Below are 14,706 nucleotides of genomic sequence, written 5' to 3'. Positions count from 1 at the left end.
AACATCTCTCGTCAGGCTCACCTTTTGCGCGACGCACGAATGATGGTCAGTGATGCTGCCACTCAGTCAATCCCTCGGCATCCCAAACCTGTTTCCCGGGGCCCTTCAAGGAACGACCAGATCCCTCGTGAAATGCTTCGAGTGAATGACGGCAGAAGCGGAGCAGCAAGAAGCTACAACGTCCTGAGCTTTCGCGAAATCGCAAAGGCGGTGGGGATCAAAAACGCCAGCATGCACTATCACTTCCCCACCAAGGGCGATCTCGGAGCCGCCCTGGCACGTCGCTATACCGAGGATGGGGAAGCCTATCTGGCGGATCTGCTGGCCACCTCCAACGACGCGACGTGGTGCATGGACAGATATATGGAGATCTTTCGCTCCGCCCTGGCCGACGACAATCGCATGTGCCTCTGCGGCATCATGAGCGCGGAATTCGATGACCTTCCCACGGAAGTACGCACCGAAATCGACAAATTCACCGAAACGAATGTCCGCTGGATCATCAAGGTTCTGGAACTGGCCAAGCCTGCGGTGAGCGCGCTGCAATTGCAGGAGCACGCAATGGCGATCTTCGCGGCCATCGAGGGGGCTCAGCTCGTCGCGCGTGGCGGCCAGGACATCGCCATCTACGACCGAACGATCCGAACGTACCGGAGGACGGGACTCATTCCGTGACTGCGAGCGATTGCCGCTGTCTCTCGCTCCAGTCCGCTGCATCAAGGACCATCACCGATGATCAGTCCGTACGATACCTCCCGATCGAGCATAGCATGGAGATCCAGCCCAGCTTGCCCCTTTGGACGGCGATCGCCCTGCATACGACGCCCGGCATTCCGAAACACATGCATCCTGTGATTGCCCTGGTAACGGCCGGTGTCGAGATGGACGTGCTCGGCTTGACGTACGGCGACTATTCAGACGCCGAGCGTGAAGCGGTCGTGCAGGCGTTTCCGCGCACGCCGCATTTCAAGGAGGATATCATCCAGGCCTTCTACGACGGCATCAAGCACAAGCCGGAGACGACGTTCGGGAACGTCAAGGCGGATGTCATCGCCGACAAAAATCCCACTTCCATCGCGGGAATTTCTGCAGTGTCATCCGTGGATCACATTGGCACGACTGATCGCCATGCGTTCCGGTTGGCATAGGCCGGAGCAGCAAGGATTGGCCAGAGGGCTCGGCCAGTGTGCACGCCCAGTGAGGCGCCGCGCGGTTCCCCCGGATCGCCGCCCTTCAGGGAGCGGTGACACAGCGTAGCTCTGGTACGCTGCTGATGAATACGAGGCCGGCTTTGACCCCATTATCAAGAATCTCGTCGGATTCAGGGCCCTTCCCTACCGCGCGCGCCAGTTGGAGCGTACCGATCATCAACCCGTAGAGAGCCTGTGCTTTCGCCCGTCGCTCGGCCGGCGTTCCGATGGGAAGGGTCGCCGCGATCAGTCCGACAAATTTTTCGTAGCCCGCGCGAAAAATGTCGCGCGTCTCCTCGGGATGACGCGCGATCTCGGCCGACAGCGCCGCCGCGACACAGCCGGCGCCCGGATTGTCTCGATGCTGCGGGCTGAGATAACGCCGCAGCCACACCTCCGGCGGCGCACCGTCCTTGAGTGCCTGCACGGTAGTACCTTGGGTGTTCTCCTGCACTGCCTGCAGGGCCTGCCGGACCAGATCCTCCTTGGAGGTGAAGTGGGTATAGAACGCGCCATTGGTCAGGCCAGCATCGGCCATCAGCCCCGCGATGCCCGCCGCAGCCACGCCATCCTCACGGAAACGCCGCGCGGCCACGTCGATGATGTGCCGCCGCGTCTCTTCCCTATGACCCTTCCCATACCGCATGTGCCGCCTTCCTTGCTCTCCATTGCGAAATTTAGGGCCACCCCCATTGCATTACAATCGTCATGGTGCATTATGATCGTAATCCAATTGGAGATACGGACCATGAGACTCCAGAACAAGACCGCCCTGATCACCGGTGGCAATAGCGGCATCGGGCTGGCGACTGCCGAGCGGTTCATCGAGGAAGGCGCACGCGTGGTCATCACCGGCCGCAACCAGCGGACGCTCGACGCGGCGGCCGAAAAGCTCGGTCCGAATGCGCTGGTCGTGCGGGCCGACCTGACGGAAGACGACGCCGCCGAACGGGCGGTCGCGGCCGCGATCGAACGGTTCGGCACGCTCGATATCGTGTTCGCCAATGCCGGCATTCCGGGCGCGACCCCGGTTGGCGGCACCGATCGGGCACAGTTCGAGCGGGTCATCGCCACGAACCTGACCGCCGTCTTCTTCACCGTGCAGGCGGCGTCGCCGCACCTCGCGGCCGGCGCCTCCATCATCCTGAACGGGTCGGTACATCAGGTGCTCGGCATTCCCGGCGCGTCCGCCTACGCCGCCAGCAAGGGCGGAATCGGGGCTATGAACCGGGTGCTGGCCGCCGAACTCGCGCCGCGCGGTATTCGCGTGAACAGCGTGGTGCCGGGCGCCACCCGTACGCCGATCTGGGAGTCGCGGGCATCGACGCCGGAGGCGATGGAACAGCTTGAAGCCGCCTATTCCCTGGCCATTCCACTGGGCCATCTGGGCGCCGCCGTGGATATCGCCAATGCGGTGCTGTTCCTGGCGTCCGACGAGGCGAAGCACATCACGGCCGCCGAGATCGTCGTCGATGGCGGCACGATCGGCGCCCCGGCCGGCGCGCCCATCTTTCGTCCCGCGGCGTAAGGCGTAAGTCATGTCGGAGGCCGCAGGCGAGACAATCGCCAACCTGGTGGAGATCACGCCCGTCAGCGAAAGCCGCGTCGCGGACCGCAAGGCGCAGGCGCGCGCCGCGATCCTGAACGGGCCGATTATGGCAACCCTGACGCGGCTGGCGCTGCCAACCATCGCGGTCCTGCTGGCCCAGACGGCAGTCGGCGTGGCCGAGACCTATTATGTCGGTTATCTCGGCACCGATGCGCTGGCCGGCGTGGCGCTGGTGTTCCCCGTGTACATGCTGATGATCACCATGTCGAACGGCGGGCTGGGCAGCGGTGTGGCCTCGTCCGTCGCACGCGCGATTGGCGCCCGTCGCCAGCATGACGCGGACGCTCTGGTGCTCCATGCCATCGTGCTGGCCGCCGTCGTCGGTGCGGCCTTCACCGTCGGACTGCTCTGGGGCGGCCCCGCATTATACGCCGCACTGGGTGGAAACGGCGCGTCGCTGACGGCGGCGCTCGCCTATTCCGACACGGTCTTCGGTGGCGCGGTGGCGATCTGGATCGTCAACCTTGTCGCGGCCGCCCTGCGCGGATCCGGCAATGTGAAGATCCCGGCGCTGGTGACATTGGTGGGCGCGCTGGTGATGATCCCCGCCTCCCCAGCGCTGATCTTCGGTTTTGGGCCGATCCCGCGCCTGGGCGTCGCCGGAGCCGGCCTGGCGTTCGTCCTCTATTACGCGTGCGCGCTGGTCGTACTGCTGCGCTACATGAATTCGGGCCGGTCGGGTCTGAAATTGCGGTGGGTCCGGCTGGAATGGCGGCTTTTTGCCGATATCCTGAAGGTGGGCATCCCCACCGCGCTGAACACGGTGCAGACCAACCTGACCGTCATCCTCGTCACCGGCGCGGTCGGGCGCTTCGGTGTCGATGCCATCGCGGGCTATGGCATTGCCTCGCGGCTGGATTACGTGATGATCCCGATCCTGTTCGGGCTGTCCTCGGCCGTGCTGACGATGGTGGGCATTGCCATGGGTGCCGGCCAGACCGCGCGTGCCAGAAAAATGGCCTGGGTCGGGACCTATATCGGCGCGGGTTTCGCCGAAATCGTCGGGCTGGGCATCGCACTGGCACCAGCACTCTGGGCCGGGATGTTCACCACCCAGGCCGCAGTCTCCGATTTTGCCACCACCTATCTGGCCATCGTCGCGCCGACTTACGGTTTCATGGCAACGGGATTCGTGTTCGCCTTTGCCGCCCAAGGAGCCGGCCATGCATTCTGGCCTTTCCTCGCCTACACGATCCGCACGCTGCTTGCCGCGGGCGGCGGCATCGTGGCGGTCCATGTCTTCCATGCCGGAATGACGGGCCTGTCCATGATCGTGGCCGCTTCCTACGTCATCTTCGCGCCGATCTGCGGTGTCGCCATGCTGTCGAAGACAGTCTGGCAGGTTCGACCACCCAAAATTGCGTCCTGAGATAGGACACACTGCCGAACGGTGAATGCTCCCGACAAAACGGCGTGTTCACCCGCCTTCGGTGGCGTCACGCGAAATCCGGCAGATCAACATCTTGGCGGCCTGGAGGATCTCGTCGGAAAAGGCGGGATCGTCGACAATACGGGCGAGGGTCCCGCCCCCGATCAGGGCCGCGAAGACCGCGATTGCGCGCATGCGGGCCATGTCGCCGTCATGAAACTCCTGTTCCAGCAATCCGATGGCGCGTCGCATCCCTTCTGTCGCGGCATGGCGCGTCGCCGCGTCGGCACGGGCCAGTTCGCTGCCGAAGGACACGAACGGGCAGCACGCGGCGTCCTCGTCCCGGTATTCGGGCGTCAGGAACGTGTCGGCGATCGCAGCCAGACCGGGCGACGTGCCCGCCGGACACGCGTCGGGCGAGCGTGATCCGGCGGCCCGTATGGTGTCGAGCAGGGCGTCGCAGCCACGGCTACAGGCCTCGGCGATCAGCTGCTCCTTGGAATCGAAGTGCCGGTAGAAGCCGCCATGGGTCATACCCGCCTCGGACATCAACTCATGCAACGACGTGCCGCTGATCCCGTTGCGCCGCAGGGCGTCGCTTGCAGTCTCGACGATGCGGTTTCTGGTCCTGGCCGTCTCGGCCTTCGATTTCCTCATGACCTCCCTCTCTACCCTCCCAATCAGGCCTGAAAATATGACAAAGCGGCCTGATAACGTGAAGGGGCCCCAAATGGCACCCTGCTCCCGAATTTATGATGACGATCATCATCTAAATGGATATAGAGACTGCTCACCTTTTATATAGCGCAACGGCGGCGATTTCGCGTGCCGAAAGTGAGGAACGATGTCGAGCGACGCAAAGAGCACGGGTGGGAAAGGCTCTTTCCGCCGGCCGTCGGTGCGGGTTCTTGCAATTCTGGCTGGGGTCGCTGCCACGTCGGGCGGCGTCTGGCGCGAAAGTGCCTATCTGACCGATCGTGCACAGGCGGCACCCGCCGATCAGGCTGCCCCCCAGGTGATCGCGGCCCGACCGGAACAGCGCAGCATTCCCGAGCGACTTGGCTTTCTGGGCCAGTTCGCCGCGATCGATGCAATCGAGGTCCGCGCCCAGGTGGGTGGTGTGCTGACCGGCGTGCATTTCCGCGACGGCGACATCGTTCACAAGGGCGATCTGCTCTTCACCATCGATCCGGTCCCTTACGAGATCCGTCTTGCCGCCGCCAAGGCGCAGCTTGAGAGCGCCCAGGCGCGGGAGATGCTCGCCACGCGCGAATTCAAGCGCGCGCAGACATTGGTGCATGGCGACGCCGGCTCGGTCGAGAACGTGGATCAGCGGCTGTCCGAACGCCAGGCCGCTCAGGCCGCGATCGACGCGGCTCAAGCCGAGATCAGGGACGCGCAATTCGACCTCGACCATTGCCGCATCACCGCCCCGGTGACCGGGCGGATCGGAACCCATCTGGTGTCGGTAGGCAACCTCGTCGCCGGCAGCCGGACCGCCAGCAGTCCGACCACGCTGCTCACGACACTCGTATCGCTCGATCCCATCTGGCTGAACTTCGACATGAGCGAGTCGGACTGGGATAATTTTTCCCGCAATCGCCTGTCGACGACGGGGCCGCTATCGGAACCCATCCAGATCGCGCTCAACGGTACGCGGGAATACACGCGCGCCGGCACGCTCGATTTCGTCGATAACGCGATCGATCGGTCCAGCGGCGTGATCCACGCGCGGGCAACGGTGCCCAACCAGGCGCTCGACCTCGTGCCCGGTGCTTTCGCGCGGCTGCGCGTCGAGTCCTCTCCGCCCAGCCTCGCGCTGCTGGTGCCTGACGCGGCGGTCCTGCCCGACCAGTCCCATCATATCGTGCTGACCGTCAGCAAAGACGGCGTCGTGGTGCCCAAGCTGGTCGTTCCGGGGGACGCGCGCGGCGCGATGCGCATCATCCGCTCTGGCCTGTCGCCCGACGACCGGGTCGTCATCGACGGCTTGGTCTACGCGACGCCGGGCGCGAAGGTCGCCGTCAAGGACGGCACCTTCCCCGACCACCCGGATCAGGCGGGGAACTGATACCATGCGCCTCAGTCATTTCTTCATCGACCGGCCACGCTTTGCCATTGTCCTGAGCTGCTTCATTATGCTGCTCGGCCTCGGCGCGCTCGCGGTGCTGCCGATCGCACAATATCCCGAGGTCGTTCCGCCGACGGTGCAGGTGACGGCCTCCTATCCCGGCGCGTCTGCCGAAACCGTCGCGCGAACGGTCGCCACGCCGCTCGAGCAGCAGATCAACGGCGTGGAGAACATGCTGTATCTGTCGAGCCAGGCTACGGGCGACGGCAATCTGACCATCACGGTCACCTTCCGGATCGGCACCGACCTCAACGTCGCGCAGATGCTCACCCAGAACAGGGTGGAGGACGCGCTCCCCCGCCTGCCGGACGACGTGCAGCATCTGGGCGTGAATGTGCGGAAGACGACGCCGAGCATCCTGCTCGCCGTGCATGTCTTCTCGCCCGACCATTCGCGCGATTCGCTCTATCTTTCGAACTATCTCACCCTTCACGTAAAGGACGTACTCGCACGCCTCCAGGGCGTCGGCGACGTGCAGCCGCAGGGCGAGCGCCAGTATGCGATGCGGATCTGGCTCGATCCGGACAAGGTGGCCGCCTACGACATGACGGCCAGCGAGGTCCTCGCCGCCCTGCGCGCGCAGAATCTGCAGGTGTCCGCCGGCATGCTCAACCGGCCGCCCGTTCCGGGCGATGCAGCCTATCAGATCAATGTCGAAACCCTGGGCCGTCTGACGACGCCAGAGGAATTCGGCGATATCGTCCTCAAGAATGACGGGCGCGGCCGGGTCACGCGCGTGCGCGATATCGGACATGTCGAGGTAGGAGCGGTCGATTACGGCAATACCGCCTATGTCGATCGCGACGACGCCGCTGTCCTGCTGATCTACGCCCAGCCCGGCGCGAATTCGCTGACGGTGGATCACGAGGTCACGGCGGCGATGAAGGGGCTGGCGCGCGACTTCCCCTCGGGCGTTGCCTACAAGATCGTCTACGATCCGACGGTGTTCATCTCGAAATCCGTCAACGAGGTGATCGTCACGATCTTCGTGGCCATCGCCCTCGTCGTGGGCGTCGTGTTCCTCTTCCTGCAGACTTGGCGCGCGACGATCGTGCCCGTGATCGCCATTCCCGTCTCGCTGGTGGGCACCTTCGCGATCCTCGAACTTCTCGGGATCTCGATCAACAACCTCTCCCTGTTCGGGCTCGTCCTCGCCGTCGGGATCGTCGTGGACGACGCGATCGTGGTTGTGGAGAATGTCGAGCGCAACCTGCGGGAGGGATTGTCGCCAGTCCAGGCGGCGCATGAGACCATGGACGAGGTCGGCGGCGCGCTGCTGTCCATCGCGCTCACATTATGCGCGGTCTTCGTCCCTTCCGCCTTCCTCTCGGGCATCACCGGACTGTTCTTCCGCCAGTTCGCCGTGACGATCGCCGCCTCCACGGTGATTTCCTGCTTCGTGTCGCTCACCCTTAGCCCGGCGCTGTGCGCGGTTCTGTTCCGGCCGCATGACGAGCACGTCCCGCCCGCCGGCCGCGCCGGGCAATTCCTTCAGGCGGCGTTCGCGCGCTTCAATCATGGTTTCGAACGGCTTTCCTCCTCCTATGGCAGGCTGACCGCGCGGCTCGTGGGCGCGCTCGGCGTGATGCTGGCCATCTATGCCGGGCTGATCGCGCTGGCCGGTCTGGAATTTTCCCGTACGCCGACCGGCTTCATCCCCGAGCAGGACCAGGGTTATCTGATCACCGTGGTGCAGCTTCCCCCGGGGTCGAGCCTCGCCCGCACCGAAAAAGTGATGAAGGAAGCGACCGATATCATTCTGAATACGCGGGGAATCGAGCATGTCGCACCCTTCGCCGGGCTCGACGGCACAACCCTCACGGTACAGCCCAACACGGGCACCCTCTTCTCGGGCCTGCCCTCACTCTACAATCATGACCTGCATGGCGTGACCGCCGAGACGGTGCTCGCCGATCTGCGCAAGCGGCTGTCGGTGATCAAGGGCGCCTATGTGCTGACCATTCCGCCGCCGCCCGTGCAAGGGCTTGGCAATTCCGGCGGCTTCAAGATGATGATCGAGGACCGGGCCGGGCTGGGGCCGCAGGCGCTGGTCAAGGCGGCCAAGGATCTGGTCGCCGCCGCGAACAAGGACCCCGCTTTCGCGGGTGCCTTCACTCTGTTCAACGCGGGCGCACCATCGATTTACGCCGATATCGACCGGCTGAAGGCGGAGAAGGTCGGGCTGACCCCGACCGATGTCTTCACCACGCTCCAGGTCTATCTCGGCTCGCAATACGTCAATGATTTCAATTATCTGGGTCGCACGTTCGAGGTCATCGCACAGGCTGACGGCGCCTTCCGCCAGACGCCGGACGATATCGGCCGCCTGAAGACGCGCAACAGCGCCGGCCAGATGGTTCCTATCGGCACGGTAGCCGATTTCCGCGACATGACCGTTCCCTACCGCGTGCCGCGCTACAATCTCTACCCGGCGGCGGAAGTGCAAGGCAATGCAGCACCAGGGGTGGCATCCGGCACGGCGCTGCATCGGATGGAAGAACTCGCCGCCCAGGTTCTGCCGCGCGGCATCACGTTCGAATGGACCGATATCGCATTCCAGCAGGAGCAACGCGGCACACCGACCCTCCTGGTGTTCGGGGCGGCAGCGCTGCTGGTGTTCCTGGTGCTGGTGGCGCAGTACGAAAGCTGGAAGCTGCCGCTGGCGGTGGTGCTGATCGTGCCGATGTGCCTGCTCGCCTCGGTGACCGGACTGATCGGGCGGGGGCTGCCAATCGATATCCTCGCGCAGATCGGTTTCGTCGTCCTCGTGGGTCTGGCCGCCAAGAACGCGATCCTGATCGTCGAATTCGCACGCCAGAGCCACGAAGGCGGGGCCGAAGCCGCCCAGGCCGCGATCCACGCGGCCCGGACCCGGCTGCGGCCGATCCTGATGACGTCCTTCGCCTTCATCCTCGGCGTCGCGCCACTGGCGATCGCGACCGGTGCGGGGGCGGAAATGCGCCGCTCGCTGGGCACGGCCGTCCTGTTCGGGATGATGGGGGTCACGGCGTTCGGCCTGCTTTTCACGCCCGTTTTCTACACCGTTGTCGCCCGCCTGGGGCAGGCGCGCACCCAACGAACGGCGCCGGCGCAAGGAGAGAACGCATGACACGCGCATCGCTTGGCAGGACGGCCACGCTCGTCGCAATGGCCTCGCTGGGCCTGTCCGCCTGCGCGGTGGGGCCGGACTATCACCGCCCGCAGGCGCAGCTCGCGCCATTTCACAGCCTCGCCGCCGTCCAGCGCACCCAGGACGGACGGGCCATACCGCCTCTCGACCATTGGTGGACCGGGTTCGACGATCCGGAGCTGGTCACCATCGTCCAGCGGGCGCTGGCGCAGAATCTAGACCTCGCGGCCGCCCTGGCCCGCGTGCGCCAGGCGCGGGGAGTCGCCGCCGGCGCCGGGGCGAATCTGCTGCCGACCTTCGATTTGAATAGCGGGGTCACGGCGGAGCGCCTGAGCGAATATGGTCCGTTCAGCTATTACGCGAACGGCTTCCCGGGCTTCCATCGCGATCAGCGCGAATTCACCGTCGGCCCGGCGGCGAGCTGGGAGATCGATCTGTTCGGCGGGCTGCGCCGCGCTGCGGCGGCGGCACGGGCGGAAGAGGAAGCGGCGGAGTCCGACAATGCCGGAGTGAGGGTCAGCGTCGCCGCCGACGCGGCGGACGCCTATCTCCAGATCCGGGGCTTGCAGGCCCAGATAGACGTCACGCAGAACCAGATCGAGACCGACGATCATCTGGTCAGGCTCACAGCATTCCGCCGCTCGGCGGGACAGGGCACGGACCGCGAGGTCGCGCAGGCCGAAGCATTGCTGCACGACGCGCAAGCGACGCTGCCGGATCTGCGGATCGCGCTGGAAGCACAGATGAACCGGCTCGACGTACTCATGGGCGCGCAGCCGGGCACCTACGCGCGCGAACTCTCGGTACCCGGTGCCATCCCGTCGGTCCCGGCGATCGGGGATGCCGACCGGCCGGCCGACATGTTGCGCCGACGTCCGGACGTGATCGCGGCGGAACGGCGCCTCGCCGCGTCCAACGAACGGATCGGCGAGGCGATCGCCGATTACTATCCGAAAATCTCGCTATCCGGCGCACTCGGCTTCGACAGCCTGCGGGCCAATCATTTCCTGTCGGCCAAGGCCTTCCAGCCTGCCGGCTCCGGCGCGCTGCGCTGGCGCCTGTTCGATTTCGGCAAGGTCGCCGCCGAGGTCACCCAGGCGCGGGGAGCGAGCGCCGAGGCGCTGGCACAATACCGCCAGACAGTGCTGCGGGCCGCCGAGGATGTGGAAAACGCGCTCTCGGCGCTCGCGGAGACGCAAATCCGCGTCCAGCGGCTGAATGAAGAGGTCGCCTCTCTGGAACGGGCGCGCACCCTGTCGGAAGTCGCCTTCAAGGCGGGGTCGATCACGCTGACCGACGTGCTGGATGCCGACCGCCAGTTGCTGGTTGCCCGCAACGCGCTGGACGCGACCCGTGCCTCGGCGGCGCGCTCGGCGGTCGGCGCCTATCGCGCGCTGGGCGGCGGATGGGACATCGGCGGGCAGGAGCATGTCGCAGCCGCAGCCCCCATAGCCGCGAGCAAGCACCTGTGAGGCCACAGCCTGTCTGCCACCACCTCCAGAGGTGGCCCAGGAAAATCGGACAGAGTGATAAGCTATCGCGGACCTGGAGAGGGACAGGGACTGATGGGCCAGGTTACGAGAAAACGGTATTCGGGTGAGTTCAAATCGCGTGTGGCTCTTGAGGCGACCGCCGGCCTCCCATCCGGCCATCATGATGAATCACAAATACGCCCGCTTGGGTACCCCTGAAGATTCATCCAGATCGAATTCCGCTCTAAACAGTTCCCCAGAAGATGACCTCAGTTTACGCATAGCAAAACCCCTCCAAGTCAGGGACTTAGCGGGGTTTCAGAAACTGTAAGTGGTTGCGGGTACACGCAACCATCTCAAATTGCTATTCCGTGCGGCAGCTTAAGGACTCGGCTGGCCGCCTCCTTAATCCAATGCAGGAATGTCGCCCATCTCCTGACGCTGCGCCGCGCACTCGGCTGCCAGGAAATCGAGCAAGGCTCGAATGGACGGCAGCAAGCCACGCCTCGATGGAAATACCGCGTGGACGATGCCGGCACGCGGACGCCAGTCGGGCAGCACATGAATGAGCCTACGGGTCAGGATGTCGTCCCAGATCATTCGCGTTGGAAGCTGGACGATGCCGACGCCAGAGATCGCCGCTTCGCGCAGTGCCGCCATGTCGTCTGTGACGAGACGCGGCCGGTGTGAAATCACGGCCTCCTGGCCATCGGCATGATCGAGCCGCCATTGATGGTCGCGATGCGGCGGCCCGAAATCGAGGCTGGGCAGCCCAGCAAGATCGCCGGGCGATGACAGTGCGGTAGCGACGAGCGCTCGACTGGCGACCAAACACTGCGTGCTCTCGTCAAGTCGGCGCATCACCAGATCGGTGGACTCCAGCGGCGGGAAGCGCACCCGTATCGCGATGTCGAAACCCTCGGCGATTACGTCGACGCGCCGGTTGGTGCTTTCAAGATGGATATCGACAGCAGGGTTCTCCAGCATGAACCGCGCGATCAGCGCACCGAACTGGAAGTTGGCGAGCGCTACCGGGCAGCTCATCTTGATGACGCCGCGCGGCTCGGCGCGGACCTGCGCGATCACTTGCTCGGCGGCTTCCGCCTCGATCAGCATGGCGAGACAGCGATCGTAGAACTCGCGGCCGATCTCGGTGACGGAGAAGTGGCGCGAGGAGCGGTTGAGCAAGCGGACGCCCAAGCGCTCCTCCAGCAGCAGGATACGGCGGCTGAGCTTGGATTTTTGGACGCCGAGAGCACGGCCAGCCGCCGCGAAGCCGCCATGATCGACCGTCTGGACGAAGTAATAGAGGTCGTTGAGGTCTTGCATCGTCCTATGTATAGGACGCAGCGGCAGGATTCACAATCTTCCGGCCTCGGCGTCGCGGAGCTATCTCCACTGCAACAGCAAGAAAGCCAGAGAATGCCCTCGCATCGGAGATCAACCATGACCAAGCAGATCCTCGGCCGCTACGGCAACAATCGCGGCCATTGGGTGGGCGACGGCTTCCCCGTCCGCTCGCTCTTCTCCTACAATTCACTGGGTGCACACATCAGCCCGTTCTTGTTGCTCGACTATGCAGGTCCGCATTATTTCGAGCCGACCAGCGAACGGCGCGGCGTCGGCCAGCACCCGCATCGCGGCTTCGAGACCGTCACCATCGTCTATGACGGCGAGGTCGAGCATCGCGATTCCGCCGGCAACGGCGGCGTCATCGGCCCCGGCGACGTGCAATGGATGACGGCAGCGGGCGGGATCATCCACGAGGAGTATCATTCGCCGGCCTTTGCCAAAACGGGCGGGCCGTTCCGCATGATCCAGCTCTGGGTAAACCTGCCGGCCAAGGACAAGATGGCGCCGGGTGGTTATCAGGGCATCCTTGATGCCGACATACCTGTGGTCGATCTGCCCGACAGCGACGGCAAAGCGCGGATCGTCGCCGGCCATTTCGGCGGGGTGACGGGGCCGGCACGGACCTTCACGCCGATCAACGTCTGGGACGTGGCGCTCAACCGCGACGCCAATGTCTCGCTCGACCTGCCCAAAGGCCATACCGCCATGCAGGTCGTACTGACCGGCCATGTCACGGTGAACAGCGCACAGGGCGCGGGCGAGGCTGAGATGATTCTGCTCGGCCGTGAAGGCAGCAGCGCGAGCGTTCATGCCGACGGCGATGCCAAGCTGTTGGTCTTGACCGGCGAGCCGATCGTCGGCCATGGCCCTTTCGTGATGAACAGCGAGGCGGAAATCCGCGCAGCAGTCGACGACTACAACAGCGGCCGGTTCGCCGGATCGCTGCCTGAGCGGATGGACCCGCCGCCGTCGTGCGGCGGATCCATCATGCACTGAGAACGGGACGGCGCCGCTCGCTTCCGTCCCTCACCGCCGGGCAAGCCCCCGTGCGCAACCTAAGCGGGCGCTTAAATACCAAGGAAGGAATGCCACCATGTCCAGCGAACCGATCCGCGATCCCAAGGCCGATCATCTGCTTACCCCACAGAACGCAGCTTTCATCATCATCGACTATCAGCCGGTCCAGGTGAACTCCATCGCCTCGATGGACCGCCAGCTCCTGGTCAACAACATCGTCGGCTGCGCCAAGGCGGCGGTCGCCTACGGGCTGCCGGTGATCCATTCGACCGTGAACGTCGAGACCGGCCTCAACAAGCCGCCCGTGCCCCAGGTCCGCAAGGCGCTCGACGGCTATCCGACCTATGACCGCACCACGATCAACTCGTGGGAGGATATCGAGTTCAAGAAGGCGGTGGAAGACGCCGGCCGAAAGAAGCTCATCATGACCGCGCTGTGGACCGAGGCGTGCCTGACCTTCCCGGCGCTCGACGCGCTTGCCGAAGGCTATGAGGTCTATGTGCCCGTCGATGCAGTCGGCGGCACCTCGGTCGCAGCGCATGAGGCGGCGCTACGCCGCGTCGAGCAGGCCGGCGCCAAGCTAATCAGCACGGTCCAGCTGTTCTGCGAGCTGCAGCGCGACTGGAAGCGCGCCGAGACCGTGCCAGCCTTCATGGACCTGTTCATTAAGACAGGCGGGACCGCCGGGCTTCAGTTCGCCGCCGACAAGGCCGAATGATCGCCATTGCTCCGCCTATCGGCGGCTAGAACCAGAAAATAGAGGGCGTCCCGTCTGTTGGCGGGGCGTGACCTTGCCCCTGACCTTGCCCCCTGGAATGCCCTCGATTTGAAGTAAGGTCTGTCCACTGGAGACAGACGATGAAGAAAGCGCGATTTACGCAGGACCAGATCATCGGGATCCTGAAGGACCATCAGGCGGGCGCGACGGCTGCCGATCTGTGCCGCAAGCACGGGATCAGCGATGCGACATTCTACACGTGGCGATCGAAATACGGCGGGATGGAGGTGTCGGAAGCGCGGCGGCTCAAGGCTCTTGAAGAAGAGAACGCGAAGCTGAAGCGGCTCCTGGCGGAGAACGTGATGGACGTCTCGACGCTGAAGGACCTGCTGGCAAAAAACTCGTGACGCCCGGTTTGCGGCGAGACGCCGTGACCTGAGCGATCCGGGAGAAAGACTATTTGCAGCGTAAGCATCCGGCGAGAGACGCGTGCGTGTTTCCTGCGTGGGCTTTCGGGCAACAAAAAACCCGCCTTGTGGGGCGGGTTTTGTTGTGTCCTATCAAGGACTTGAACCATGGTTGCGGGGATAGGATTTGAACCTATGACCTTCAGGTTATGAGCCTGACGAGCTACCGGGCTGCTCCACCCCGCGTGGGTGTAGGGTAGACTGGAAGACCTGGCGGCGACCGACTTTCCCGCGTCTTAAGACGCAGTAT

Annotated in this window: 12 protein-coding genes, 1 tRNA gene and 1 pseudogene; 10 read left to right on the top strand and 4 right to left on the bottom strand. The window is 64.5% G+C overall.

The window, feature by feature from the left end; genetic code table 11:
• Nucleotides 1-39: 39 nt before the first annotated feature.
• A complete protein-coding gene (locus tag HLH29_RS13780) occupies nt 40-675 on the top strand; it encodes a TetR/AcrR family transcriptional regulator (RefSeq protein WP_246374254.1) in 636 nt (211 codons plus the stop codon).
• Nucleotides 676-770: 95 nt separating this feature from the next.
• Complete coding sequence (locus HLH29_RS13775; protein WP_246374253.1) at nt 771-1,148, top strand: hypothetical protein; 378 nt, start codon at nt 771-773, stop codon at nt 1,146-1,148.
• 85 nt (nt 1,149-1,233) lie between these two features.
• On the opposite strand, the gene HLH29_RS13770 is transcribed toward HLH29_RS13775, so the two are convergent.
• The gene (locus tag HLH29_RS13770) at nt 1,234-1,836 is read right to left on the bottom strand and encodes a TetR/AcrR family transcriptional regulator (protein WP_182967784.1); all 603 of its coding nucleotides are present in this window, start codon (nt 1,834-1,836) and stop codon (nt 1,234-1,236) included.
• A gap of 102 nt (nt 1,837-1,938) precedes the next feature.
• Here HLH29_RS13770 and HLH29_RS13765 point away from each other — a divergent pair, with 102 nt between their 5' ends.
• Together HLH29_RS13765 and HLH29_RS13760 are read left to right on the top strand one after the other, a co-directional pair.
• Nucleotides 1,939-2,718, top strand: coding sequence for an SDR family NAD(P)-dependent oxidoreductase (locus HLH29_RS13765; protein WP_182967782.1), 780 nt, complete (start codon nt 1,939-1,941; stop codon nt 2,716-2,718).
• A gap of 10 nt (nt 2,719-2,728) precedes the next feature.
• Nucleotides 2,729-4,168 (top strand): MATE family efflux transporter, encoded by a 1,440-nt coding sequence (locus tag HLH29_RS13760; RefSeq protein ID WP_182967780.1) that lies wholly within the window; start codon nt 2,729-2,731, stop codon nt 4,166-4,168.
• A gap of 48 nt (nt 4,169-4,216) precedes the next feature.
• On the opposite strand, the gene HLH29_RS13755 is transcribed toward HLH29_RS13760, so the two are convergent.
• Nucleotides 4,217-4,825: a TetR/AcrR family transcriptional regulator gene (locus HLH29_RS13755; RefSeq protein WP_182967778.1), complete on the bottom strand. Its 609-nt coding sequence runs from the start codon at nt 4,823-4,825 to the stop codon at nt 4,217-4,219.
• Between the two features lie 187 nt (nt 4,826-5,012).
• Here HLH29_RS13755 and HLH29_RS13750 point away from each other — a divergent pair, with 187 nt between their 5' ends.
• Genes HLH29_RS13750 through HLH29_RS13740 form a run of 3 tightly spaced genes read left to right on the top strand, consistent with a single transcriptional unit; the run spans nt 5,013 to nt 10,901 of the window.
• A complete protein-coding gene (locus tag HLH29_RS13750; RefSeq protein ID WP_182967776.1) occupies nt 5,013-6,239 on the top strand; it encodes an efflux RND transporter periplasmic adaptor subunit in 1,227 nt (408 codons plus the stop codon).
• 4 nt (nt 6,240-6,243) lie between these two features.
• A complete protein-coding gene (locus tag HLH29_RS13745) occupies nt 6,244-9,408 on the top strand; it encodes an efflux RND transporter permease subunit (protein WP_182967774.1) in 3,165 nt (1,054 codons plus the stop codon).
• Complete coding sequence (locus tag HLH29_RS13740; RefSeq protein ID WP_182967772.1) at nt 9,405-10,901, top strand: efflux transporter outer membrane subunit; 1,497 nt, start codon at nt 9,405-9,407, stop codon at nt 10,899-10,901. Before HLH29_RS13745 ends, HLH29_RS13740 begins: the two co-directional genes overlap by 4 nt.
• A gap of 405 nt (nt 10,902-11,306) precedes the next feature.
• On the opposite strand, the gene HLH29_RS13735 is transcribed toward HLH29_RS13740, so the two are convergent.
• Nucleotides 11,307-12,230, bottom strand: coding sequence for a LysR substrate-binding domain-containing protein (locus tag HLH29_RS13735; RefSeq protein WP_182967770.1), 924 nt, complete (start codon nt 12,228-12,230; stop codon nt 11,307-11,309).
• A 117-nt stretch (nt 12,231-12,347) separates the two neighbouring features.
• On the opposite strand from HLH29_RS13735, the gene HLH29_RS13730 reads away from it, so the two are divergent.
• The 3 genes and pseudogenes from HLH29_RS13730 to HLH29_RS13720 all read left to right on the top strand — a co-directional run.
• Nucleotides 12,348-13,250, top strand: coding sequence for a pirin family protein (locus HLH29_RS13730; protein WP_182967768.1), 903 nt, complete (start codon nt 12,348-12,350; stop codon nt 13,248-13,250).
• A gap of 97 nt (nt 13,251-13,347) precedes the next feature.
• Nucleotides 13,348-13,989, top strand: coding sequence for a hydrolase (locus HLH29_RS13725; protein ID WP_182967766.1), 642 nt, complete (start codon nt 13,348-13,350; stop codon nt 13,987-13,989).
• 140 nt (nt 13,990-14,129) lie between these two features.
• Nucleotides 14,130-14,425: pseudogene (locus HLH29_RS13720) on the top strand (transposase); the annotation flags it as partial.
• A gap of 140 nt (nt 14,426-14,565) precedes the next feature.
• Here HLH29_RS13720 and HLH29_RS13715 read toward each other — a convergent pair.
• Nucleotides 14,566-14,642 (bottom strand) — tRNA-Met (locus HLH29_RS13715).
• Between the last annotated feature and the right edge of the window lie 64 nt (nt 14,643-14,706).

It is taken from the genome of Gluconacetobacter tumulicola, from assembly GCF_014174215.1.
Taxonomy (GTDB): domain Bacteria; phylum Pseudomonadota; class Alphaproteobacteria; order Acetobacterales; family Acetobacteraceae; genus Gluconacetobacter; species Gluconacetobacter tumulicola.
Note: the sequence above shows the minus strand (reverse complement) of the source record. Positions and strands in the feature narration are given on the sequence as shown.